The sequence below is a fragment of the Sphingopyxis sp. genome, from assembly GCF_035998965.1.
GTDB lineage: Bacteria > Pseudomonadota > Alphaproteobacteria > Sphingomonadales > Sphingomonadaceae > Sphingopyxis.
Map to the genome: position 1 here is coordinate 1 of NZ_DASYHE010000040.1, position 23,237 is coordinate 23,237.

At 64.8% G+C, this 23,237-nt stretch carries 25 protein-coding genes; 11 read left to right on the plus strand and 14 right to left on the minus strand.

Annotation, left to right across the window (positions count from 1 at the left end):
* Positions 1–108 precede the first annotated feature (108 nt).
* From trmB to VGN68_RS06185, 7 genes are all read right to left on the minus strand, one after another.
* Positions 109–822 (minus strand): tRNA (guanine(46)-N(7))-methyltransferase TrmB, encoded by a 714-nt coding sequence (gene trmB, locus VGN68_RS06155; protein ID WP_327474858.1) that lies wholly within the window; start codon positions 820–822, stop codon positions 109–111.
* A 41-nt stretch (positions 823–863) separates the two neighbouring features.
* The gene (locus VGN68_RS06160; protein WP_327474860.1) at positions 864–1,964 is read right to left on the minus strand and encodes a hypothetical protein; all 1,101 of its coding nucleotides are present in this window, start codon (positions 1,962–1,964) and stop codon (positions 864–866) included.
* Positions 1,965–2,025: 61 nt separating this feature from the next.
* Positions 2,026–3,246: a methionine adenosyltransferase gene (gene metK, locus VGN68_RS06165; protein WP_327474862.1), complete on the minus strand. Its 1,221-nt coding sequence runs from the start codon at positions 3,244–3,246 to the stop codon at positions 2,026–2,028.
* A 65-nt stretch (positions 3,247–3,311) separates the two neighbouring features.
* A complete protein-coding gene (gene lnt, locus VGN68_RS06170) occupies positions 3,312–5,081 on the minus strand; it encodes an apolipoprotein N-acyltransferase (RefSeq protein ID WP_327474864.1) in 1,770 nt (589 codons plus the stop codon).
* Positions 5,082–5,114: 33 nt separating this feature from the next.
* Positions 5,115–5,525: a DUF2141 domain-containing protein gene (locus VGN68_RS06175; RefSeq protein WP_327474866.1), complete on the minus strand. Its 411-nt coding sequence runs from the start codon at positions 5,523–5,525 to the stop codon at positions 5,115–5,117.
* Positions 5,470–6,192 (minus strand): sterol desaturase family protein, encoded by a 723-nt coding sequence (locus tag VGN68_RS06180; RefSeq protein WP_327475037.1) that lies wholly within the window; start codon positions 6,190–6,192, stop codon positions 5,470–5,472. Before VGN68_RS06180 ends, VGN68_RS06175 begins: the two co-directional genes overlap by 56 nt.
* Before the next feature lie 35 nt (positions 6,193–6,227).
* Positions 6,228–6,977 carry a ParA family protein gene (locus tag VGN68_RS06185; RefSeq protein ID WP_327474868.1) on the minus strand — a complete coding sequence of 250 codons (750 nt, stop codon included), beginning with the start codon at positions 6,975–6,977 and terminating at the stop codon, positions 6,228–6,230.
* A gap of 100 nt (positions 6,978–7,077) precedes the next feature.
* On the opposite strand from VGN68_RS06185, the gene crtY reads away from it, so the two are divergent.
* From crtY to VGN68_RS06215, 6 genes are all read left to right on the plus strand, one after another.
* Entirely contained in the window at positions 7,078–8,235 is a 1,158-nt protein-coding gene (gene crtY / locus VGN68_RS06190; protein WP_327474870.1) for a lycopene beta-cyclase CrtY, read from the plus strand.
* Positions 8,232–9,716, plus strand: a complete 1,485-nt coding sequence (locus tag VGN68_RS06195) for a phytoene desaturase (RefSeq protein WP_327474872.1) — start codon at positions 8,232–8,234, stop codon at positions 9,714–9,716. Before crtY ends, VGN68_RS06195 begins: the two co-directional genes overlap by 4 nt.
* Before the next feature lie 121 nt (positions 9,717–9,837).
* Entirely contained in the window at positions 9,838–10,419 is a 582-nt protein-coding gene (locus VGN68_RS06200) for a TIGR00730 family Rossman fold protein (RefSeq protein ID WP_327474874.1), read from the plus strand.
* Positions 10,420–10,435: 16 nt separating this feature from the next.
* A complete protein-coding gene (locus tag VGN68_RS06205; protein ID WP_327474876.1) occupies positions 10,436–11,407 on the plus strand; it encodes a phytoene/squalene synthase family protein in 972 nt (323 codons plus the stop codon).
* Positions 11,404–11,973, plus strand: a complete 570-nt coding sequence (gene pnuC, locus VGN68_RS06210) for a nicotinamide riboside transporter PnuC (RefSeq protein WP_327474877.1) — start codon at positions 11,404–11,406, stop codon at positions 11,971–11,973. The genes VGN68_RS06205 and pnuC overlap by 4 nt, the downstream gene beginning before the upstream one ends.
* The gene (locus VGN68_RS06215; protein WP_327474879.1) at positions 11,970–12,488 is read left to right on the plus strand and encodes an AAA family ATPase; all 519 of its coding nucleotides are present in this window, start codon (positions 11,970–11,972) and stop codon (positions 12,486–12,488) included. Before pnuC ends, VGN68_RS06215 begins: the two co-directional genes overlap by 4 nt.
* Before the next feature lie 143 nt (positions 12,489–12,631).
* Here VGN68_RS06215 and VGN68_RS06220 read toward each other — a convergent pair whose 3' ends face one another.
* On the minus strand, positions 12,632–14,164 hold the full coding sequence (locus tag VGN68_RS06220) for a class I adenylate-forming enzyme family protein (protein ID WP_327474881.1): 1,533 nt from the start codon (positions 14,162–14,164) through the stop codon (positions 12,632–12,634).
* 80 nt (positions 14,165–14,244) lie between these two features.
* Here VGN68_RS06220 and VGN68_RS06225 point away from each other — a divergent pair, with 80 nt between their 5' ends.
* The 4 genes from VGN68_RS06225 to VGN68_RS06240 all read left to right on the plus strand — a co-directional run bounded on the left by VGN68_RS06225 (position 14,245) and on the right by VGN68_RS06240 (position 18,041).
* Positions 14,245–15,021, plus strand: coding sequence for a response regulator transcription factor (locus tag VGN68_RS06225; protein ID WP_327474883.1), 777 nt, complete (start codon positions 14,245–14,247; stop codon positions 15,019–15,021).
* A gap of 67 nt (positions 15,022–15,088) precedes the next feature.
* On the plus strand, positions 15,089–16,621 hold the full coding sequence (locus tag VGN68_RS06230) for an acyl-CoA synthetase (protein ID WP_327474885.1): 1,533 nt from the start codon (positions 15,089–15,091) through the stop codon (positions 16,619–16,621).
* 2 nt (positions 16,622–16,623) lie between these two features.
* Complete coding sequence (locus VGN68_RS06235) at positions 16,624–17,241, plus strand: 2-hydroxychromene-2-carboxylate isomerase (protein ID WP_327474887.1); 618 nt, start codon at positions 16,624–16,626, stop codon at positions 17,239–17,241.
* Positions 17,238–18,041, plus strand: a complete 804-nt coding sequence (locus tag VGN68_RS06240) for a crotonase/enoyl-CoA hydratase family protein (RefSeq protein WP_327474889.1) — start codon at positions 17,238–17,240, stop codon at positions 18,039–18,041. Before VGN68_RS06235 ends, VGN68_RS06240 begins: the two co-directional genes overlap by 4 nt.
* Positions 18,042–18,169: 128 nt before the next feature.
* Here the strand turns inward: VGN68_RS06240 and VGN68_RS06245 are convergent, their stop codons facing one another.
* The 6 genes from VGN68_RS06245 to VGN68_RS06270 are packed head-to-tail and all read right to left on the minus strand — an operon-like array spanning position 18,170 to position 21,927.
* Positions 18,170–18,859 (minus strand): ATP12 family chaperone protein, encoded by a 690-nt coding sequence (locus VGN68_RS06245; RefSeq protein WP_327474891.1) that lies wholly within the window; start codon positions 18,857–18,859, stop codon positions 18,170–18,172.
* Positions 18,856–19,092, minus strand: a complete 237-nt coding sequence (locus tag VGN68_RS06250; protein WP_327474893.1) for a hypothetical protein — start codon at positions 19,090–19,092, stop codon at positions 18,856–18,858. The genes VGN68_RS06245 and VGN68_RS06250 overlap by 4 nt, the downstream gene beginning before the upstream one ends.
* The gene (locus VGN68_RS06255; RefSeq protein WP_327474895.1) at positions 19,089–19,709 is read right to left on the minus strand and encodes an FMN-binding negative transcriptional regulator; all 621 of its coding nucleotides are present in this window, start codon (positions 19,707–19,709) and stop codon (positions 19,089–19,091) included. The genes VGN68_RS06250 and VGN68_RS06255 overlap by 4 nt, the downstream gene beginning before the upstream one ends.
* On the minus strand, positions 19,709–20,941 hold the full coding sequence (locus tag VGN68_RS06260) for an RluA family pseudouridine synthase (protein ID WP_327474897.1): 1,233 nt from the start codon (positions 20,939–20,941) through the stop codon (positions 19,709–19,711). The genes VGN68_RS06255 and VGN68_RS06260 overlap by 1 nt, the downstream gene beginning before the upstream one ends.
* Positions 20,938–21,318, minus strand: a complete 381-nt coding sequence (crcB, locus tag VGN68_RS06265) for a fluoride efflux transporter CrcB (RefSeq protein ID WP_327474899.1) — start codon at positions 21,316–21,318, stop codon at positions 20,938–20,940. Before crcB ends, VGN68_RS06260 begins: the two co-directional genes overlap by 4 nt.
* 51 nt (positions 21,319–21,369) lie before the next feature.
* Positions 21,370–21,927 (minus strand): thermonuclease family protein, encoded by a 558-nt coding sequence (locus VGN68_RS06270; RefSeq protein WP_327474901.1) that lies wholly within the window; start codon positions 21,925–21,927, stop codon positions 21,370–21,372.
* Positions 21,928–22,178: 251 nt separating this feature from the next.
* Here VGN68_RS06270 and VGN68_RS06275 point away from each other — a divergent pair, with 251 nt between their 5' ends.
* Positions 22,179–23,222: a MarR family winged helix-turn-helix transcriptional regulator gene (locus VGN68_RS06275; RefSeq protein ID WP_327474903.1), complete on the plus strand. Its 1,044-nt coding sequence runs from the start codon at positions 22,179–22,181 to the stop codon at positions 23,220–23,222.
* Positions 23,223–23,237 lie beyond the last annotated feature (15 nt).

Sequence of the window (23,237 nt, forward strand, 5' to 3'; positions counted from 1 at the left end):
TCCAGCAATCACCCGGCAATCACCGTGGCGGAAATTGCCGCGTAATTGGGGAAAAGATAGCATAGGGAGTGGCTATAAAAAACTAGCCTTTTCAACCCTATAGCACTCCTATATACGCCTCCAGCGAAAATACCAGACTTCGTGCCCCAGTCGGCGCGCCTTGGCTTCGTAACGCGTTTCTGGCCAGCCGCCCGGGCGGTTCTGGAAATCCTGCGCGTCGCTGGCCAGCCATTCGAACTGGTGGCGGTGGCGGCGCATGACCATCAGGGCATGTTGCAGATAGATCGGGTGGTCGGTGCCGAAACGGAATTCGCCGCCGGGCTTCAGTTTGGCCGCGATCAGGTCGAGCGGGCCGTCGTTCATCATCCGCCGTTTCGCATGGCGCGCCTTGGGCCAGGGGTCGGGGTGGAGCAGATAGGCAAAGCTGAGCGCGCCGTCGGGAACGCGCTGTAACACTTCCAAAGCGTCGCCGTGGTGGATGCGAACATTGCCCAGCGGCAGTTTCGCGCCATGATCGCCGGCAACATGGACCAGCGCCTGCGCGACCCCGTTGATGAACGGCTCAGCGCCGATAAAGCCATGATCGGGCAGCATATCGGCGCGCGCCGCCATATGCTCGCCGCCACCAAAGCCGATTTCAAAATGCAACGGAATTTCGGATCCGAACACACGCTGCGCGGAAACTTCGCCAACTTCCGGCACCGCAATCTGCGGCAACAATGTATCGACCAGCTCCTGCTGCCCGGCGCGAAGGGGCTTGCCCTTGGAGCGACCGTAAAGGCGGTTGATCGTCGTCGGATCGCCGGGTTTGTGCGCAGTCATGCGGTGCGCGTTAGCGCGGCCGCGCCGCCGGTTAAAGTGCGCTATTTCAGTTTTTCGCCACTGTTGATCTGGACCTGGCGATTCTTTCCCCACGTGCCCACCGTACTGGCGCGGTTGTTGGCGTTGAGTATTTCGATCACACGCTCCGGCGATGGCAATCGGTCCTGCAACAAGAAATTGATGTCCTGCGTCGCCGTATGGAGCGTGACATTATAGCGCAAAGAGGCTTTGGTTCCGTTCTTGCTCGCAATCTCGTCCATCGCGACCTTCATTGGCGAGGGGCCGACCCATATCCCATTGCCGTTGTCGCCATAAGCGAGCAAATAGCTCGTTTCCGAACCGCCGGGTCGATAGACGGCGATATTTCCATCCAGCTGCCTGTCGCGGCACCATTGTCCCATAGACGTTGTAGCTGGTTCTTTCTTGATCGAATCGTCACCGGCAGCGGCCGACATCAGTGCAACACCCAAGGCCTCAGCCGTCAGGTCGCTGCCGCTCGCATCTGCCGCTTTTCCTTGGAACTGGAGGGGTTTGGCGCAGGGAACAGCAGGCGAAGCTGCTTCGGCAGGTGCAATGTTCCGTGGCCACTCGATCTCCGCCAGCGCTGCGTCCATCCACCTCGCGAGGTCGGCGGGTGACCGCGTTTGCGACGAAGCCCGAATTTTTACATACCAGTTGCCGATCGGGAGCAGCATTACGCCGGTGCTCTTATACTGCGAGCGCCCGTTGGCGGCATAAATCGCGCTGAGCCCTGATGCCGTCGTCTGCCCGGGCGGCGTGAGGGCCGAGGGGGCGCCGACAATGTTCGGATCGCCATAAATGGCGCGATTCTCGATCGCCCATTGCGCCTGGGCGAACCACACCGGGACCGCGCCATTGGTGTTGCGGTAGATATAGACCGAAACCGCTTCCGCCGAACCCGGGGTGTCAAACTGCAGGCCGACATCCAGATCGTCCGCGGCAAAGCTCGTTGCGCTTGTCCGGGCATTGCCCGCTAGCGTCGCGGGCACCGATATGCCGCTATGCTGGTGTTTCCAAACTTTGCCCGGCTTGACCTTGAGCGGTTCTTGCGCTGCCGCAGAGCCCGCGACCAGCGTTAGTGCTGCTGCAAGAAAACACGCGTTCATCCAATAACTTGCCATCCCGTCGCTCCCGCAGCCTGATCCCCAAAGCTGTCAGATCGGAGCGGCAATGGCAAGCCGGTCAGGCAGCGAGCGCCGCCTTCAGCTTGTCGGTGAGGTCGGTGCGCTCCCAAGGGAAACTGTCACCTTCTGCGGTGCGCCCGAAATGGCCATAGGCTGCGGTCTGCTTGTAGATCGGCTTGTTGAGGCCAAGGTGGGTGCGGATGCCCTTCGGCGTCAGGCGCACGAGCTGCGGGATTGCCGCCTCGATGCGGCTTTCCTCGACGGTGCCGGTACCGTGCAGGTCGACGTAGATCGACAGCGGCTCGGCAACCCCGATCGCATAGCTCAGCTGGATCGTGCAGCGGCGCGCGAGGCCTGCGGCGACGATATTCTTCGCGAGATAGCGGGTAATATACGCCGCCGAACGATCGACCTTGGTCGGATCCTTGCCGCTGAACGCGCCGCCGCCGTGCGGGGACGCGCCGCCATAGGTATCGACGATGATCTTGCGCCCGGTCAGCCCGGCGTCGCCGTCGGGCCCACCGATTTCGAAGCGGCCGGTCGGGTTGATGTGATAGACCGTGTTGGCGGTGAGCAGCTCAGCGGGCAGCACGTCGGCGATCACGCCGAGCACATATTTGCGCAGCTCGGTGTAAAGCGCCTCGTCGCCTTCGCCATTGTGGAAGAAATAGCCCGGCGCATGCTGGGTCGACACGACGATCGCGGTCGCTTCGACCGGGCGTTCGTTGGCGTAGCGCAGCGTGACCTGGCTTTTGGCATCGGGTTCCAGGAACGGCGCGATGCCGGCCTTGCGGTCGGCGGCCATGCGTTCGAGGATCTTGTGGCTGTAATCAAGCGTTGCGGGCATCAGGTCGGGGGTTTCGTCCGACGCATAGCCGAACATGATCCCCTGATCGCCCGCGCCCTCGTCCTTGTTTTCGCCGGCATCGACGCCCTGCGCGATATGCGCCGACTGGCCGTGCAGATTGTTCTCGAAACGGAAGCTTTCCCAGTGAAAACCCGATTGCTCGTAACCGATTTCGCGCACCGTCTTGCGCACTGTCGCTTCGATTTCCTCCAGCGCGCCCGGCGCCCAGGCGTCGTTTTCGAACACGCCCTTGCAGCGGATTTCGCCCGCCAGCACGACCAGCTGCGTGGTGGTCAGCGTTTCACAGGCGACGCGCGCTTCGGGATCCTTCGACAGAAACAGGTCGACGATCGAATCGCTGATCTGGTCGGCAACCTTGTCGGGATGTCCTTCGGACACGCTTTCGGAGGTGAAGAGGAAGCTGTTGCGCATGGGAAGCCTTCTTGGAACGAATAGACGCGGATCGGATATAAAGGAAGCTTTATGTGAGGCCGCTGTTAGCGTCCGCGGCGGCGAAAGGCAATGGCCGCCGCGAGCAACAGCAGCGCAAATCCGACCGGCAGGATATTGCCGAAACGCGCGAACAGCGTCGGGGCGTGCGCAGGTGGCAGAACGGTGTCGATCCGCCCAGCGGCGTACATCGGCAACGATTCGCGGATGCGGCCATCGGCATCGATGACCGCGCTGATCCCGGTCGGCGTCGCGCGCACGACAGGCAGCCCTTCCTCAATTGCGCGCAGCCGCGCCTGCGACAGATGCTGCGGCGGACCCCAGCTACCGAACCAAGCGTCGTTCGAAGGGTTAAAGATGAAATCGGGGCGGTGGTCGCGGTCGACGACCTGCCCCGAAAAGATGATCTCGTAACAGATTTGCAGCCCCGCACGGCCAAAGGCGCCAAGGTCGAGGGTGCGCGGACCGGGGCCGGGCCAGAAATCGATATCGCCGGGGGCAAGGCGCGACAGCCCGATTGCCGACAACACGGGGCGCAGCGGCAGATATTCGCCATAAGGCACGAGATGCGCCTTGTCATACCGCGCGCCGAGGGTGCCGTCGGCATGTACAGTCATCACTGCATTGCGCGCGCCGACGACGTCGCCGCTTTTGTCGAGTTCGAGCTTGAGTGCGCCGAGCAGCATCACGTCATCGGGGTTCATCAAAGCCGTCAACCGCGCCCTCGCCGCGGCGGGCGAGCGGTCATAATAGACCGCCGGATAGCCCCATTCGAGATAGTCGGGCACTGCCGCCTCGGGCCACAGGATCAGGCGCGGGCTGTCGTCCTTCGGCGCAGTCAGCCGCGCGAGTTTGGCGAAATTGGCGTCGGCCTTGGCGCCGACCCATTTGTCCGCCTGCCCGACGTTCGGCTGGACGACGGTGATGGGAATGGATTTCGGTTGTGGCGTGGCCGCAGAAACGACGGCCCTATCAACGAAATTGCCCACGGCGCTTGCTTGAGCAAAAACCAGAGTGATCACTGCCGCTGCGACCAATATGCCGCCGAGTATGACGGTCGGAAATGTGCCAGCCCTCAATGAAGGGCCGAGCGCCCACCGCCATGCCGGCAGCCATCGCACCGCTTGGACAAGAATGAACCCGGCGGCTAGCATGACGATCGCCGACATTCCGTAGGTGCCGACCAGACGTGTCGGCGAGAGCATCGGCGTCATCGGTGCAAGGATCGCGCTCAGCGGATTCCACGCAAAGCCGGTGAACACCCAACTGCGCAGCCATTCGGTGAGCGTCCATAGTGCGGCAAAGGCGAGGATGGAGGACAGCGAAATCCTCCCCATCCCGGGGAGGGGGACCGGCGAAGCCGGTGGAAGGGGCTCGCGGCCTTGCACGACGTTGGTTGAAGGATGCACCCCCCCTCCGTCAGCGCTCTGCGCTGGCACCTCCCCTTTCCGGGGGGGAATGAATAGCCAAGCCCCCCAAGCCGCCAGCGCGGGATACACCGCCAGATACAGCGCCAGCAGCACAACGGCGATCCACCCCAGCCATGCGGGCATCGCCGCCTGATAGGTGAACGCCGTCGCGATCCAGTTCAGGCCGACGACGAAATGCCCGACCCCGAACGCCCAGCCGATCCCGAACGTCTGCCAGCCCTTAGGACTGCGCGCGACCAGCGTCATCCAGCCCGCGAGCGCGAGCAAGGTCAGCGGCCAGAGATTCAGGGGCGCAAATCCCGTCGCCGAAATGGCGCCGAGCGTCAGGGCGATCAGCTTGGGCCAGCGGGCGGCAAAAGCGGCAATGCGGGGGGATAACGCGGTCACGCGCGCTGCTTTAGCCGGGCGCCGCGATGCTCACTAGAGCATATATTTCATCTTGATGGCCTGATGCGTTTCGCCGGTGACCGCAAAGCTCGCCGATTTGAACTTGGGCGCACCCATGCCGATCGCCGGATTGCGCGAAAAGCCGAAGCCTTCCTTCGGCATGAACAGCGCCATATCCATCTTGTTGTTGCTGTTTTCGTCATGGACAACCGCAACCGCATAGGTGCCGTCAGCGGGGGCGGCGATCTTGAAATGACCCGCGTTGGCGGCCTTTACCGCCAGACGCACCGACGCCTTGTCCTTGCTGCAATCGGGAAAGGCCTTGGGGTTGGCGGTCAGGCAGACGAGTATCTGCCCCTTGGTGCTGCGCAGCCCGGTAACGCTGACATCAACCGTCGGCGGCGGGGGGCTCGCGGCGGCGGTGAGCAGCAGCAAAGCTGCCAAGCCCGATATCGGTGCCGCAGATCTTGTCCCAGAAACGGAAATACAGGCCATAATTCCCCCGGTAAGCGGCGTGATGCTGCTCGTGATGCGTTGCGGTTATCAGCCACCGCCCGACTGGTCCATGAACAAGCGCGCGCGGGAACATTTCCCAGCCCATATGATTGCCAACCCCCATGACGGTCATGATCGTCAGCACCAGCCCCAGCACCGCGACATGGATCGGGATCAGGAACACCAGCGCGGGGATGACAACCGCACCGGTGATCGCCTCGACCGGATGAAAACTCATCGCTGCCCACGCGGTTGGCGGGCGGCTTTGGTGATGGACTGCATGGGCGATACGGAACGGCCGCGGCCGGTGCATCCAGCGGTGGGTCCAGTAAAACCATGTGTCATGAGCGAGCAGATAGGCGAACAGGCTGACCGGGAGATACCAGAGCGGCCAGGCATCGACGTCGGTATAAATCCGTGTCCAGCCATGCGCCTGCCACCCCCACGCGACCACGCCTGCCGGGACGCCATAAATCGCGGCGCTGGCGAGGCTCCAGCCGATCTCGCGCCGCATCTGCGGCTCCAGTCCGCGATAAAGTCCCGGATGCTTGATCCGCGTCGCCAGGGCAAAGCCGCCGCTGCTGAGCAGGTAGCGGACCCCGACGATCAGCGTCATGGCCAGCGCAGACCAGAGCAGGGCGACGGCCGCCGTCACCCGCGTTTCGCGTCGAGCAGTCCGGCGACTCGCTGCCATAGCGCGGCATAGGCTTTGCCCGCCTTGCTGGAGCGGGCATAGGCGGCGAGCGGCTTGCGGCGCGCCGCCATCTGTTCGACGATGCTCGCCATCGGCAGCACCGGCCAAGCGGCTTCGGCGGCCAGCGCGGCGCGGTGAAGTCCCCGCCGCGCATCGACCATGGCATAGACGGGCAGCAAGGGGGCGCTGTCCTTTTTGGCCGGACGCAGATGCGCGATCACTTCGTCGAGCGCGCGGCGCGACAGCGGCGAAGGGATCACCGGCACGACGATGAGGTCGGCCGCGCGCATCATCTGCTCGCTGGTTTCGGTCAGCCCCGGCGGGCAGTCGAGGATGATGCGGTCATAATCGGTGCCGACGTCGGCAAGCAGCCGCGCAAGGCGCTTTTTCTTGCCGGCGTCGAGGAACAGGGCATCGAGGCCGCGCAGTGATGTATCGGCGGGCAGCAGGTCAAGTCCAGCGATCGCCGTTCCGGTGACAAGCTTGGACGGCGCGACGTCGCGGTCGAACACCTGTTCGGCGGTGCGTTTGCCCGGCCCGTCGTGACCCAGAATGAAGCTCGACGCCGCCTGCCCATCCAGATCCCATAGCAGCGTGCGCCCGCCCGCTTGCAGCGCCGCCTCGGCGGCCAGATTCACCGCCAGGCTGGTTTTTCCGACCCCGCCTTTCAGGCTGTAAATCGCGATGACATGCGCCGTTTTGCTCATGCCGCCCGGATTCGGTCGTTTCTCCCGGCAAGTCAAGCAAGGAGCGACCGGCACGGCGAACGGCTTTGCGCTTCGTCGTTAGCGCCGCTAGGGCGGACGGATGACCGCGTCCGAACCTGATTATTGCGACATTGCCATCGTCGGCGGCGGGCTGGCGGGCGGGCTCGCCGCGCTCGCGCTCGCGGCGAAGCGGCCCGCGCTCGATGTGCGGCTGATCGAACCCGATGCGATTGGCGGCAATCATATCTGGTCGTTTTTCGACAGCGACATCGCCAAGCGCGACCGCTGGCTCGTCGCGCCGCTCGTCCGCTACCATTGGGACAGCTATGACGTCGCTTTCCCTGACCGCGAGCGCCGGGTGCGGATGGGGTATAAGAGTATCACCGGCGAAGCGCTGGCCGAAGCAGTCGCCGCGGCGCTGCCCGCAGGCCGTATCATCACCGACAGGGCCAAGCATGTCGCGCCCGACCATGTGCTGCTGTCGCGCGGCGGTCGGTTGTCGGCAAAGCATGTCATCGACGCGCGCGGTACCGGCAAGACGTCGATGCTCGACTGCGGCTGGCAGAAATTCGTCGGGCAGGCGCTGACCGTCGAGGGTGGGCATGGCATCGACCGCCCGCTGGTGATGGATGCCACGGTCGAGCAAATGGACGGCTATCGCTTCGTCTATCTGCTGCCCTTCGATGCCCAGACGGTCTTTGTCGAGGACACTTACTACAGCGACACACCCGACCTTGATGTCGCAGCGGTGCGCGACCGGATCGCGACCTATGCGGCGCGGCGGCAATGGAATGTCACCGCAATCACGCGCGAGGAAACCGGCGTACTTCCCGTCGTCGTCGCGGGCGCGTTTGACCGGCTGTGGCCCGCGATCGACCGCACCGCGCGCATCGGCGTGCGCGCCGGGGTGTTCCACGCCTTGACGGGCTATTCGCTGCCCGATGCGGTGCGCACCGCGGCGGCGCTGCCCGCGCTGATCGATCGCGGCGATCTGGGGCCGCGGCTGCGCAGCCGCGCCGCGGGGTCATGGCGCCGCCAGCGTTTTTACCGGATGCTCGGCGCGATGCTGTTCCGCGCCGCCGAACCGGATGAGCGATACCGCATTTTTCAGCGCTTTTATGGCCTCGCGCCCGGCCTGATTGCGCGCTTTTATGCGGGACGGTCGAATACCGCCGACAAATTGCGCATCCTGTCGGGCAAGCCGCCCGTATCTGTACGCCGCGCGCTTGCGGCGCTTTCAAAACTGGACTGGAAATGACTCGCACCGCACTTGTTATCGGCGCCGGCTTCGGCGGCCTTGCGCTTGCCATCCGACTGCAATCGGCCGGGGTTGCGACGACCATCGTCGAGGCACGCGACAAGGCCGGGGGGCGCGGTTACCACTGGCAGCGGCAGGGATTCACTTTTGACGCCGGGCCGACGGTGATCACCGATCCGCCGTGCCTAAAGGAACTATGGGCGCTTAGCGGGCAGGATATTGCCGCCGACGTGACGCTCGATCCCGTGATGCCTTTTTACCGCCTGAACTGGCCCGATGGCACCAATTTCGACTATTCGAACGACGAAGCGGCGCTCAACGCCGAAATCGCGAAGCTCAACCCCGCCGACGTCGCGGGCTATGAGAAGTTTCTGACCTATTCGAAGGGAGTGTATGAGGAGGGCTATGTCAAGCTTGGCTCGGCCGCCTTCCTCGACTTCGCCTCGATGATCAAGGCGGCGCCGGCGCTTATGAAATATCAGGCATGGCGCAGCGTTTATTCCATCGTGTCCTCCTATGTGCAGGACGAGCGGCTCCGGCAGGCGCTGTCGTTCCACACGCTGCTCGTCGGCGGCAATCCGATGAACACCAGCTCAATCTATGCATTGATCCACACGATCGAGAAAGAGGGCGGGGTGTGGTTCGCGCGCGGCGGCACGAACAAGCTGGTCGCCGGCATGGTGGCGTTGTTCGAACGGCTGGGCGGGACGCTCCGCCTCGCCGATCCGGTGACCAAGATCGAGACGCAGGGTGACCGTGCGACCGCCGTGCAGACCGCGAGCGGCTGGCGCGGCGAGGCGGACATGATCGCATCGAACGGCGACATGATGCACAATTATGCCGCACTGCTGTCGGACCATCCACGTGGCAAGAAGGCGGCCAAATCGCTGGCGCGCAAACGCTGGTCGCCGTCGCTGTTCGTCGTCCATTTCGGGGTGAAGGGCGATTACCCCGACATCGCGCATCACAGCATCCTGTTCGGCCCGCGCTACAAGGGGCTGCTCGACGACATCTACAAAAACGGCGTCGTTCCCGATGACTTCTCGCTCTACCTCCACCATCCGACCGCGACCGACAAGGCGATGGCGCCCGACGGTTATTCAACCTTTTACGTGCTTGCCCCGGTCGCGCACCTGGGCAAGGCGAAGGTCGATTGGGATGGTGCATTCGGCCAGCAATTCGCCGATGCGATTTTGGACGAGGTCGAGGCGCGGGTGCTGCCGGGCTTGAAAGCCAATCTCGCGACCAGCTTCCACTACACCCCCGCCGATTTCGGGCGCGACCTGTCGGCGCATTTGGGCAGCGCGTTCAGCCTGGAGCCGGTACTGTGGCAAAGCGCGTGGTTCCGCGCGCACAATCGCGACGATGTTATTTCGAACCTGTATTTCGTCGGCGCGGGGACGCATCCGGGCGCGGGAATCCCGGGGGTCGTCGGCAGCGCGAAGGCGACTGCGAAGCTGATGCTCGAGGACGCCACCTGAATACCAAACACCGTTCGCCCTGAGCTTGTCGAAGGGCCGTTCTTCCTTCAAAGGCAGAGGAAGAAAGGGCGGGGCTTCGACAAGCTCAGCCCAACCGGAAATTTGCGAAAGCCTCAGAGCAATGAAACGTCTTGCCGTCTATTGCGGGTCCGCGACCCCTGCCGATCCGGTCTACATCGAAACCGCGCGCCATGTTGGCCGCACGCTGGCTGAGCGCGGCATTGGCGTCGTTTATGGCGGCGGCCGCCTCGGGCTGATGGGCGCGGTCGCCGATAGCGCGCTGGAGGCAGGCGGCGAAGTCATCGGGGTAATCCCCGACGCGCTCGTCGGCACCGAAGTTGCGCACCGCGGCTGCACCGAATTGCACGTCGTCAGCGGCATGCACGAACGCAAACGCATGTTCACCGACCTCAGCGACGGTTTCCTGACCATTCCCGGCGGCGTCGGCACGATGGATGAATTGTGGGAAGCGATCAGCTGGGCGCAGCTGGGTTATCACAACAAGCCGGTCGGGCTGCTCAACGCCGCTGGATTTTACAACGACCTGATCGCCTTCAACCGGAATATGATCGACGTCGGCTTCATCCGCCCCGCGCACGCCGGGATCATGATCGTCGACGCCGGGCTCGACGATCTGCTCGAGAAGATGGCGACCTATGAACCCCATGCGCCGATCTTCGCGATGAAGGCCGACGATCTGTAATGGATGCGGCGCCACAATGATTGAGGGGGTCTATGACGCGCACGCCCTCCACGGTTTCGCGCACGACAGCATCGCGCGCGGATCGAAAAGTTTCGCGCTCGCCAGCCAGTTGTTCGACCGCGAAACGCGCGAACGCGTCTGGCTGCTCTACGCTTGGTGCCGCGCTGCCGACGACCTGACCGACGGACAGGATCATGGCGGCGCGATGTCGCAGGATCATGACGCGCAGGCCGCGCTCGCGCGCATTCGCACCCTCACCGACGCCGCCTTTGCCGGACAGCCGACGGGGGAAAAAGCGTTCGACGCGCTCGGCTTTCTGCTGACTGACGTGGCAATTCCACGCGCGGTCATCGACGACATCATTGCGGGCTTTGCGCTCGACGCCGACGACTGGCGCCCGCGCAGCGAGGCCGACCTACTGCGCTATTGCTATCATGTCGCGGGCGCGGTCGGGGTCGCGATGGCACTGGTGATGGGGGTCGACCCCGCCGATGAGGCGACTCTCGACCGCGCCTGCGACCTCGGCATCGCGTTCCAGCTCGCCAATATCGCGCGTGACGTGGCCGAGGATGCCGCTGCCGACCGCTGTTATTTGCCGATGGAATGGATGGTCGAACTCGACATCCCGCCGGGCCAGCACATGCACCCCGCTTTCCGTGGACGATTGTCGGTGATGGCGAAATGGCTGGCCGAAATGGCCGAGGAATATGAGGCGTCGGCGCGTTGGGGCGCGCGCAAACTGCCGCCGCGCAGCCGCTGGGCCGTCCTCGCCGCCGCGGGCATCTATGGCGATATCGCGCGCGAAGTCCGCGCCCGCGGCGACCATGCGTGGGACCACCGCGCCAGCACGACGCGGCTGGCCAAGCTCGGCTGGATCGTGCGCGCCGGCTGGTCGGTGCTCCGCCGTCCGCCGGGACGCCGGATCAGCCGCGACGGGCTGTGGACGCGCCCGCATGTGGATGTGAAGCGGCTGGAACCGCCCGCGTGACGCAGATCGAATGGCTGGCCGCGGTGCTGGTCCTGATCAACGTCTCGCTCGTCGCGCTGCGCAGCGTTTGGAACTATCCGTTCGCACTGGTCGCGGTCAGTCTGTACGCTGCCGTTTTCTATGACGCGCGGCTGTACAGCGACATGGTTTTGCAGGGCTTCTTCTTCGCGCTTAATCTTTACGGCTGGGCCAGCTGGCTGCGCGCGAAAGGCGACAGCGGCGTCCCGGTCGGCTGGATGGACCGGGCGTCGCGCCAGGCTTGGGCCGCGGCGACGATCGTTGCGTGGATCGGATGGAGCTTCGCTATGGACCGCTACACCGATGCCGTTGCACCCTGGATCGACGGCGCGGTCGCGATGTGCAGCATCACCGCGCAATGGCTACTCGCGCGGCGGCGGGTCGAAAGCTGGTTTCTGTGGATCATCGTCGATCTGATCGCGATCCCGCTGTTCGCCTGGCGCGGGCTTTATGCGACCAGCGCGGTCTATGTCGTGCTGCTCGGCCTGTCGATCGACGGGCTGATCCAGTGGCGCCGCGCCGCGGCAACGGACAGGGTGGCGGCTTGACCCATCATGTCTGTTTCCACGGCGCCGAAAGCACCGGCAAATCGACGCTGGCACCGCGCCTCGCGTTGCGGCTGGGCGGGCTTGTCGTCCCCGAATATGGCCGCACCTACGCCGAGGCGAACGGGACCGATCTGGACGACATCGACCTGCTGGCAATCTTCGACGGCCATATCGCGGCAACCCGCGAAGCGCTGGCGCAAAATCCCGAATGGCTGATCTCCGATACCGATGCGCTGATGACGCAGGCATGGGCGATCATGCTGCTCGGCCGCCGCCTGCCCGAAATCGATCTGTGGGACGATGTTGCGGACCTCTACCTGGTGCCGGCGATGGACCTTGAATGGCAGGAGGACGGCACCCGCCTGTTCGGCAGCGACCTGGCGCGGCGGCAGTTCATGGATCTCGCGATCGGCGAGCTGGAACGGCGCAAGCTCAAATGGGCGTGGGTCGAGGGCGATGGCGACGCGCGCCTGCAAAGCGCGCTGGCGGCGATAGAGGCGGCTGGATTGGGCTGATCAATCCTCCCTGTGGCGAAGCCATGGGGAGGGGGAAAGCTCGCGAAGCGAATGGTGGAGGGGCATTGCGACGGTAGCGTTATCGCCTCCCCTCCGTCAGCGCTTCGCGCTGCCACCTCCCCATCGCTGCGCGACAGGGAGGATCACGTGGCGTAGGAGTCGCGCAATTCCCGCTTCAACACCTTACCGATCGGGCTGCGCGGCAGTTCGTCCACCACGGTGATGCCGCTGATCCGCTGCGTCTTCCCGACCTTGGCGTTGCAATCCGCGCGAACTGCCTCAGCATCGGCGCCGTCCTTCAGGACGACGAAGGCAACCGGGGTTTCGCCCCATTCCTCGCTCGGCATCCCGACCACGGCGGCCTCGACGACGCGGTCGTCGGCGAGCAGGATCGCTTCGAGGTCGCTCGGGAAAATGTTGAAGCCGCCCGAAATGATCATGTCCTTGGCGCGGTCCATCAGGGTCAGGAACCCGTCCTCGTCGATCCGCCCGATATCGCCGTGGCGATAGAAGAGATTTCCCTCCGCATCGTACCAGTGCATCGCCTTGGTCGCGTCGGGACGGTTGTTATATCCGGTCATCATCGCGGGCGAGCGGCCGACGACTTCGCCGACCGATCCTTGCGGCAGTTCGTTACCCGCCTCGTCGATCACCTTGGCGATATGGCCTGGCGCGGGGCGGCCGACCGTGTGCAGCTTGTCGGGGAATTGATGCGCCTCCAGAATGAACGCCGCGCCGCCCTCGGTCATTCCGTAGATTTCGACCAGCCCGCCGGGCCAGCGCGCGAGCACATCGGCCTTAAGCGATGCGGGGAAGGGCGCCGAGGTACAGTATTTGACCACAAAGCTGCTGAGGTCAAAGCTGTCGAAATTCTCCAGCGCCATGATGCGGCGATATTGCACCGGGACCAGCATGGTGTTGGTCGCACGCTCGCGCGCCGCGAGTTCGAGGAACCCGCGGGCGTCGAATTTCTTCATCAGCACGGTCTGGCCGCCCGACCCGACGGTCGGCAGGAAGCTCGCCATCGTCGTGTTCGAATAGAGCGGGGTCGATAATATGGTGACCGCGTTGGGACCATAAGCAGGGGCGCCGCGGATGATATGCTGCCACCGCATCGCATGGCTGTGGATGATGCCCTTCGGTATGCCGGTCGTCCCCGACGAATAGATGATGTTGAAACCGTCCTCGGGCAGGATCTCGACCGGCGTGTGCTTGGCGCCTGCCAGTGCCAGCCACGCGTCGAGTGGCGTCCCCGCCTCGCTGCCGTCCATCGCGATCAGGTCGCTGGCGGTAATCACCTGGCCTTCCAGGCTCGCTTTCGCCGCGCTGTCGATGAACAGGTGGCGCGCTCCGGTATCGGCGATCATCGCGGCCATCTGTTCGCCTGTCGCGCTGTTGGTGACCAGTCCCGCGACGCCCCCCGCGCGCAGCGTGCCGATGATGACGGCCATCTGCTCGACGCTGTTCAGTCCGGCAATCGCGGTGCGGTCGCCTTTGGCAAAGCCGTCCTGCTGCAAGCGCGCCGCGATTCGGTCGGCCAATTGATCCAGTTCGGACCAGCTCAGCCGCCGCTCGGCGTCGGCAGCCGCTACGGCATCGGGACGTTCCGCGGCATGGGCACGGACCAGGTCGGGCAGGGTGGCGAAGTCGCCGTCGAGGATCTGGGCTGCATTCATGCTGCGGAGTTAGCACAGGCGCGGTGTCGCGCAATGCCCGGTGCGCTGGGTAGATCGTAAGACGGGGCGAGGGAGCGTGGATGCGATCGACCGCATATATTGGATCCGAAACGCCGCACCCGCCCGGCCTCGCGGCGCCCGTGGTGGCGCTTTTCCATCCTGACGAAACGCGGGCCGAGCGGCTCGCCGGGGCCATCGTCGCCGAGGGGTGGCGCGCCCAGCGGCTCGCGCCACCCGCTGCGGGTTTGCGGCCGTGGCTCGACGGCTGTTTCGATATGCTCGTCCTCAACCCCTTTCTCGGTTGGCAGGAACCCGCAGAATTCGTTCGCCTCGCGCGCAGCATTGCGGGCAGCCGTCCGATGCTGGCGCTGTCCGATCGCGACAGCGTCGCCGACCGGTTGTTGGCCCTGCGCGGAGGTGCGGATGATGCCGCAGGATGGACCAGGAATTTGCCCGAAATACTTGCCCGCATTGCGGGCTTGCTGCGGCGCGCGCGGCTGACGGCGGGGCAGATCGGCGCGGGCGAGCTTCGCATCGATCTGATCGACCGGCGGGTCGAGCGCGCAGGGCGGCTGATCCGCCTGCCGCTGCGCGAGTTCGACCTGCTCGCCAATCTGGCGCGCGTTCCCGACCGGCCGATGTCGCGCGATGCGCTGCTCCGCGCGGTGTGGCGGCTCGATTTTGACCCCGGCACCAACCGCGTCGAAGTGCATATGTCGCGGCTGCGCGCCAAGGTCGATCGCGGCTTCGCTTGGCCGATGCTGTGGACCGTGAAGGGGCAGGGTTATGCTTTGCGAACGCGGCCCGATCCGATGTCATCGACGCCCGAAGCCGCGTGTTTCCCTCCCCTCGCTTGACCAAAAGTTTCAGCTTGCTACTGATCTGGGACATAAGAAACCAACGATTCCCGGAGATGATGGCCCGATGCACCCTTCCGTTCATGCCCGCAGCAACCCCGACAAAGCCGCGATCATTGTCGCCGAAACGGGAGAGGCGATCAGCTATGGCGAACTCGACGCGGCGTCGAATCGCGCCGCGCAATTGTTTCGCGCGCATGGGCTGGGGCATGAGGATGTCGTCGCCTTCATGCTCGACAACACCCCACATTATTACGGGTTGACCTGGGGCGCGCAGCGGTCGGGGCTGCGCTACGTCTGCATCTCATCGCGGCTGACGCAGGACGAGACCGATTATATCCTCGAAAATTCGGGCGCCAAGATGCTCGTCGTATCGGCCAGCCTGGGCGCCGCGGCGCAGCAGCTGACCACGACAATCACCCGCTTTGCGATGGGCGGCGAGATTGCAGGCTGGGCCAGCTGGGAGGATGCGGTTGCCGCGATGCCTGCGACCCCCGTCGCCGACGAGCGCGCCGGGGTCGACATGCTCTATTCGTCGGGGACAACCGGGCGGCCCAAGGGGGTGCGCGTGCCGCTGCCCGAAGAGCCGGCGATCGACGCGATGAACAGCCTGGTCATGCTCGCCTCTGCGGTGTTCCAGATCAATGCGGACAGCATCTATCTGTCGCCCGCGCCGCTCTATCATGCCGCGCCGCTGCGCTGGTCGATGACGATCCACCGTCTGGGCGGCACCGTCGTCCTGATGAAGAAGTTCGATCCCGAAGCGGCGCTGGCGCACATCGAAAAATATCGCGTCAATTCCAGCCAGTGGGTGCCGACGCATTTTGTGCGAATGCTGAAACTGCCCGAGGAGGTTCGTACCCGCTACGATACCTCGTCATTGAAGGTCGCGATCCACGCCGCCGCGCCATGCCCGATCCCGGTCAAGCAGGCGATGATCGACTGGTGGGGGCCGGTGCTCTTCGAATATTATGCCGGGTCCGAAGGCAATGGCATGACCTTCATCTCCAGCGCCGATTGGCTGACCCACCGGGGCAGCGTCGGTCGCCCGATCTTGGGCACGGTGCATATCATGGGCGAGGATAACGAGACCGAGCTTGGTGTGGGCGAGGAAGGCACGGTCTTTTTCGAAAGCGAGAATGTCTTTGAATATCACGGCGATGACGAGAAAACCGCGTCGAGCCGTAACTCAAAGGGATGGTCGACGCTGGGCGATGTCGGCAAGCTGGACGAAGAGGGTTTTCTGTACCTCACCGACCGCAAGAGCTTCATGATCATCACCGGTGGCGTCAACGTCTATCCGCAGGAGATTGAAAATCACCTCGTCAACCATCCGAAGGTCGCCGACGTCGCCGTGGTTGGCGGGCCGCACGACGAAATGGGCGAAGAGGTGATCGCGGTGATCCAGCCCGCCGATATGGCGGATGCGACCGACGAACTCCGCGGCGAACTGATTGCCTATGCCCGTGAGAAACTGTCGGGGGTGAAAATCCCGCGGCGCATCGACTTTCTGGAAACGCTGCCACGCCACGACACTGGCAAACTCTACAAACGCCTGCTCCGTGATCAATATTGGGACAAGGCGAAGGCGGAGACCTGAGCATGAGCGCGCGTGTCGAATTTTTCTTCGACCTGTCGTCGCCCTGGACCTGCCTTGCATTTCACAATCTGCCTGGCGTGCTTGAGCGGACGGGCGCGACCGCCCTGTACCGGCCGATCCTGGTCGGCGGGGTGTTCAATGCGGTTAACCCCGCCGTCTATGCAGCGCGCGAGCAGGCGGACAATCGGCGGCTCCAGCATAGCTGGAAGGTGCTCCAGGACTGGGCGCGGCTGGCAGGCGTACCGATGAATTTTCCTTCGCAATGGCATCCGGCCAAAAGCATCGCTGCGATGCGGTTCTGCTGCGCGCTGGAGGAGGATCAGGCGGCGCTTTTGCGTTTTGCGGCGGCGGTCTTCGTTAGCTATTTTGACCGGCAGGAAAATCTCGACGATCCGGGGGTGCTGGCGGCGGTTGCCGATGCCGAGGGGCTCGACGGCGCAGGGCTTGCCGCAGCTGCGCACAGCGACCCAGTGAAGGCGCGGCTGCGCGCCAATACCGACGAGTTGATCGCGCGCGGCGGCTATGGATCGCCGACGATTTTTGTCGATGGCGATGATATGTATTTCGGCAATGACCAGCTTCCGTTGGTTGAGGCCGCGCTGAAAGGGATTCCTCGATGAAAGACCGGATTTCGATCACCATGCTCGACGGCGGCATCGCCGATGTGCGGCTGATCCGCGCCGACAAGATGAACGCGCTCGACCCCGCAATGTGGGCGGCGCTGACCGAGGCGATCGATACGCTCAAGGCAATGGCGGGGCTGCGCGTCGTCGTCCTGTCGGGAGAGGGGCGTGCCTTTTGCGCCGGGCTTGATCTCTCCAGCCTGAGCAATGAGTGTGATCCCGGGACGAGCAGCACCGGCGGCAGTTTGACCGAGCGTGCGCACGGGATTGCCAATGGTCCGCAATATGCAGCGTGGGGGTGGCGCGAACTGCCGGTACCGGTCATCGCCGCGGTGCACGGTGTTGCCTTTGGCGCGGGCAGCCAGATCATGGCCGCCGCCGACATCCGCATCGTCCATCCCGACACGCGGATCGCGATCATGGAGATGCGTTGGGGGCTGGTCCCCGACGTCGCCGGGATGGCGCTGTGGCGCACGCAGGTCGCCGACGACGTGCTGCGCGAGATGATCTACACCAACCGCGAGTTCAACGGCTCGGAGGCGAAGCTGCTCGGGTTCGCGACGCATGTGTCCGATAATCCTTTGGCCAAGGCGTTGGAGCTGGCCGCGGTGATCGCCGACAAAAACCCCCATGCGATCCGCGGCGCCAAGCGGCTGTGCAACATGCTGGCCGATGCGACCGACGCGGAGATTTTGCAGGCCGAAAGCGACGAGCAGGTGAAGGTCATCCGCACCCCGAACCAGATGGAGGCGGTGATGGCCGGGATGCAGAAGCGGAAGCCGAATTTCGTGGATTGAAATCCTCCCTGTGGCGAAGCCATGGGGAGGGGGACCGTCCGCGAAGTGGATGGTGGAGGGGCAGCGACGGCAGCGTTATGGCCCCTCCGTCGCCACCTCCCCATCGCTACGCGACAGGGAGGATCGGTTTAGATCAACCCCAAAAACCGCACCGCATTGTCCCAGTCGCGCTTGTGGGCGGCGCGTTGCGCCTGCGCCTCGGCATCGGCGCCCCAGCGGCGTTCCTGATATAATTGGTCTAGGCTGACTGCGTCCCACAAATGCTCGGGGTGGAACGCTTGCGCCATGCAGGCCAACCCGGCGACCAGCGATCCGCCGATCGTCACGAGCGGCGTCAGCGCTGTCATCCGCCAAGGGTCATGTCCCAGCGTGGCAGCCCGCAGCGCCGCGACCGTCGCGGGCGGCTGGTCGACTGGGAGTATTCCCTGCGTGATGATGAATTCGACCCCGAATTGCGCTTCGGCCCACGCCAGGATCGGGTTCCACGCCGCCACCTGCTCCGCCTGCAACGCCGCATCGCGGTCGTCGCGGTAACAGAGGAGGTCGGTTTCCGCATAGGCGGCGACGGGTTCGCCGAACCCCGCCGGGTCGGGCGTCGCGAGGTCGATCGCGGCATTGGCGAGCCCGGTCATCGGCATCGCACGCGGATCGATCGTCTCGCCCTGCGCCTGCCATTCGGCTGCGATCGCTTCGGCCAGCGCCGTGTTCGCCACCACCAGCGGTGCGCGGTGCGGCGTGCGCGTCGGCCGTCCGTCGAGCGCGACACCCCAGCCACCGTCCTGCGGGACGACGGCGACCTCTTTCCAGAAGCGCTTCACAGGTTTCTGGGGGAGCGCCAGCGCCGCGCGAGCAACCGCGGCATCACAGCGAAATCGAAAGCGCCGATCAACACCAGCGCGACGCCGATCCAGCGGTCGGTCGGCTGCCCCGCCAGCTCCCAACCGCCGCGAATCAGCACGAAGCCGATCAGGACCAGCAACGCGCCCGCAAGGCGCATCGCGACAATCGCGAAATATCGTTTCTTGGCGAGCGCGTCGTCGGCTTGGGTCATGCGCCCTCCCTATCGTCGCCAAGGTGGCGCATCAACTGCGCGAGCGCGCCATGGCCCGTTGCCTCGACGCCCGCGGCAACGCGCTCGCGTTCGTCGGCGGACTTGTTCTGCGACAGCTTGATCGTGGGGCGCCAAGCGGTAATCCGAAGTTCGAAACCGGTAATCGCGCCGGTCATCTTGCTGAACAGCGCGGGGCTCATCTTGTCCCGGGTCCATGGGGGATTGGCGCCGACGCGCGCCTCATGGTTCGCCGACAGCGTGTCGAGGTGGGCGATGAGCGTTGCGTCGTCGAGCTTGCCGACGACGCCCTCCATTTCAATCGCGACATAATTCCACGTCGGCACCTGGTCGGCTGCCTCATACCAGCTGGCGCTGACATAGGCATCCGGCCCCTGCACCACTGCGAGGGCCGTTCCGCCATCGAGGTGCCGGGTCAGCGCATTGCCGCGCGCGAGGTGGAATTGCAGCGTGGCCAGGTCGTCGCTGAGAACCACCGGCGCGTGCGCAACGCGTGGGCCGTCGGGGGTGGCGGCGAAGATCGCGGCAAAGCCGATCTCGCGGACCAGCAGTTCGGCCAGGTCGTCTTGGCGCGGCCGAAAGGCGGAGTTGGGATGCATCAGCTTGCTCGCGGTGGACGCGCCGGGTGTTTCTTCGCGCTCGGTTTTTTGCCTGCGGCTTTTGCGGGCGCCGGTTTGCCGGGCTTGCCCGATTTCGCCTTGGGCTTGGGTTTCGGCTTGCCGACAAAGTCGGTGGGCTTGCCCTCCGCAGTGCGCCCGCGGCGTTCGCCGCGCCGCGCCTTGCGGATTTGTTTGCTGTGCGCCTTCGCCTGCGCCTTCAGCGCCGCTTTGGGCGGCGGGCCTTTATCGGTCGGATCGATCCCGACCTCGCCCAGCAGCAGGTCGAAGCCCAGCGCGTCAAGGCTGGCGGCGAAATGGTCCGGCACTTCTGCGCTGACATCGATTGCGCCGCCGTCGGGATGATCGATGCGCAGGCGGCGGCTGTGCAGATGCATCTTGCGGCTGATCGTCCCGGTCAGGAACGCGCCCTTGCCGCCATATTTGCCGTCGCCGACGATCGGATGGCCGATCGCCGCCATATGGACGCGCAACTGATGGGTGCGGCCGGTCAGCGGCTGCAGCTCGACCCACGCGGCGCTGTTCCCGGCGCGCTCGATGACACGGTATCGGGTTTTCGACGGCAGACCGTCGTCATGGACGTGCATCTTCTCGCCGCCCGACCCCGGCTGTTTGGCGAGCGGCAGGTCGATCTCGCCCTGCTGGATGTCGGGCACCCCGACGATCAACGCCCAATAGGTCTTCTTCGCGCTGCGGTTCGAAAAACTCTTCGCGAAATAGGCGGCGGCGCGCGGGGTGCGCGCGATCAGCAGCGCGCCCGATGTGTCTTTGTCAAGCCGGTGGACCAGCTTGGGCCGCGTTGGCCCGTCGAATTTCAGCGCGTCGAGCAGCCCGTCGACATGGCTGTCGGTCTTGGTACCGCCCTGCGTCGCCAGCCCCGGCGGCTTGTTGAGTACGATCGCGCTCGCGTCGCGGTGGATCATCATCCCGGTCGCCAACTCGATATCGGCATCGGTCAGCGGACGGCCCTTGCGCGCCGGACGCGCCGCGGCTTCGACCGGCGGCGTCGGCATCACCAGCTTTTGACCCGCGGCGATGCGGTCGGACACATCGGCCTTTTTGCCGTCGAGGGTCAACTGCCCCGACCGCGCCCAGCGCGCGAGCAACGCATGCGGCGTGCCTTCGCGGTGGCGCTTGAACCAGCGATCGAGGCGGATGCCGTCGTCCTCCTCGGCGATCGTGGCGCTGTCGAGCTGTGGCTTGGCGCCGGTCATGCCGGTATCTGTCGCATGATGAACAGGCCCAGCCCACACGCCGCGATCGCTCCGATCACCGACGCGAGGACATAGGCGGCCGCCTGCGCATTTTGGCCGCGTTCGAAAAGCATCCAGAATTCCATGCTGAAAGAGGAAAAGGTGGTGAAGCCGCCGAGGATTCCGACGCCGACGAACAGCCGCACTGTATCGCTAATGCCATCGCCGCGCGCGAGCGCACCGATGAGCAGGCCCATGAGGAGACTGCCGACGATATTGATCGTCAGCGTCCACCAAGGGAAGCCGGGACCGAGCCGCGCGAGCATCGCCTGGCCCACCAGATGGCGGGCACCGGCGCCGATCGCGCCGCCGATCATGACGGGAAACACACTGTTCATGACGCTCGCCCTAGCCCGAAACGGCGCCGAGGCATAGCGGGTGCGTTTTTGCTACGAGTCGGGCGTCGTCAGCGCCGTCGCAGGGCGCTCGTGCGCCGCGCGCCAGTCGGCGGGCCGGACAAAGTCGCCCTGCCAGATGCCGCGCCGCCGCGCCTGCGCTTCGGCTTCCTCGATCCTATAGGCATCGCTGGTCGCGACCGCCCAGCCCTGCCGTACCAGTTCGGCGCCCAGGTCCAGCCCATTCGGGAAAACAGCGGTGCGGCATGTGGCGAGCGTGCGTGCGTAACGATCCTTTGCCGTCAATTCGCAATGGAGCGGCCCGCGACCGGCCAGCTTCGCCAGCGCCGATCGCGCCTCCTGCCCGCAGGGCCAACGCGCGGCGGCGCGGGCGCAATCCTGTCGATATTCGACCGCATCGACACCCGAAAGCCGGATCGACAGCGCGGTGTCATCCTGCCGAACCGTCAGGCTGTCGCCGTCGATCACATGGACCAGCGGTACGGTGACCGTGGGTGCGGGCAACCACGCCCATGTTGTCAAAGCGAGACCGGTCAGCACCATCAGCGCGGCCACCGACCGTAAGCGCCGCCGCCAGCGGAGTCGGATCAACGAAGAGCGTCCGTTCGTCATAGCCTCGCCTGACCGGCGCGGGGCTCCTTGGCAAGCGGCGAAAATCGGTTGACGAAAAGAACAAACCATGTCCATTTTGAACTAAATTCATCGCCATAAACCCGCATCAACCCACGGCAGATCCGGCAAATGGGTCCGAATTGGCGGCGAATACGAACGAACAAAAGGTGAATATCGCCGAAATGACGACATAGTTACGCCAAGGTGGAGCAAGCAGGAGGGAACATTAGATGATGGACCATGACATGTGGATTCGGTCGGACGCGGCGGCCTTTCCCGGCAATGACGGGGATGCGGGGGATTGGGGAGCGCCTCTGCCGTTCGGTCATCTGGCGCATAGGGGCGTCCCCTCGTCGCTGGTGTTCGTGGGGCCGCAGCATGCCGTCCCGGACGTTGAACAGGGCGATGGCATACGCATTGCCGCGGTCGTTCCGGCGCCGCGTGCTGCGGAACATTTGCGACAAATGGGCGCCATCGACATTGTCTGGATTGCTGCGACAGACGCGATCGAATCCGCAACGCTGGCCGATCTGTTTGCGGTCGCGGTCGAGCGAAAGAGCAGGCTGATCTGCGAGACGACGCTCGCAGCGCTCGACCGTATTGCGGGCGTGGTACCCGAAACGCTGCGAACCGAATATCTGATCGATGCCGATGGAACCGATCGGCGAATGGCCCTGGCGGCAGCCCGCCGCGCGCCGCGGATGATGGTCCACGATAATGCGCGGGGCGATGCGATGGAGCGGATCGACCAGTTGCAGGAGGAGGTGGCGCGCATATCCCGGTTGCTCGGCGATCTGGCGGGTCGGCGCGGACTGGAAGGTACTCCGACCGGCTTTGCGCCGCAGGGCGGAGACTATGCCGACTATCCGGGGCAGGTTCGCGCGCCGATCCGCGACTATGCCGCAATTCCGCGCAGCTTCGTCCCCGAACAGCGCATCCTTGACCGGCAACGCGCCAAGGCGGTGCGCCAAATGCTGCGCCAGCGGCGAATGCGCGAGCAATTTTTCCCCGCCGACCTGTTCGCCGATCCGGCGTGGGACATGCTGCTCGACCTTTACGCGGCACGGCTCGAACGCCAGCCTGTATCGGTATCAAGCCTGTGTATCGCCGCTGCCGTTCCGGCAACGACGGCGCTGCGCTGGATCAAGACGATGACCGACGCCGGATTGTTCATCCGCGAAGCTGACCCGCACGACGGCCGCCGCATCTTCATCGCGCTGGCCGAAGGCGCGTGCGACGCGCTTGCGCGCTATTTCGAGGCGCTGGAGGAATAGCTACGGCTTGCCAGC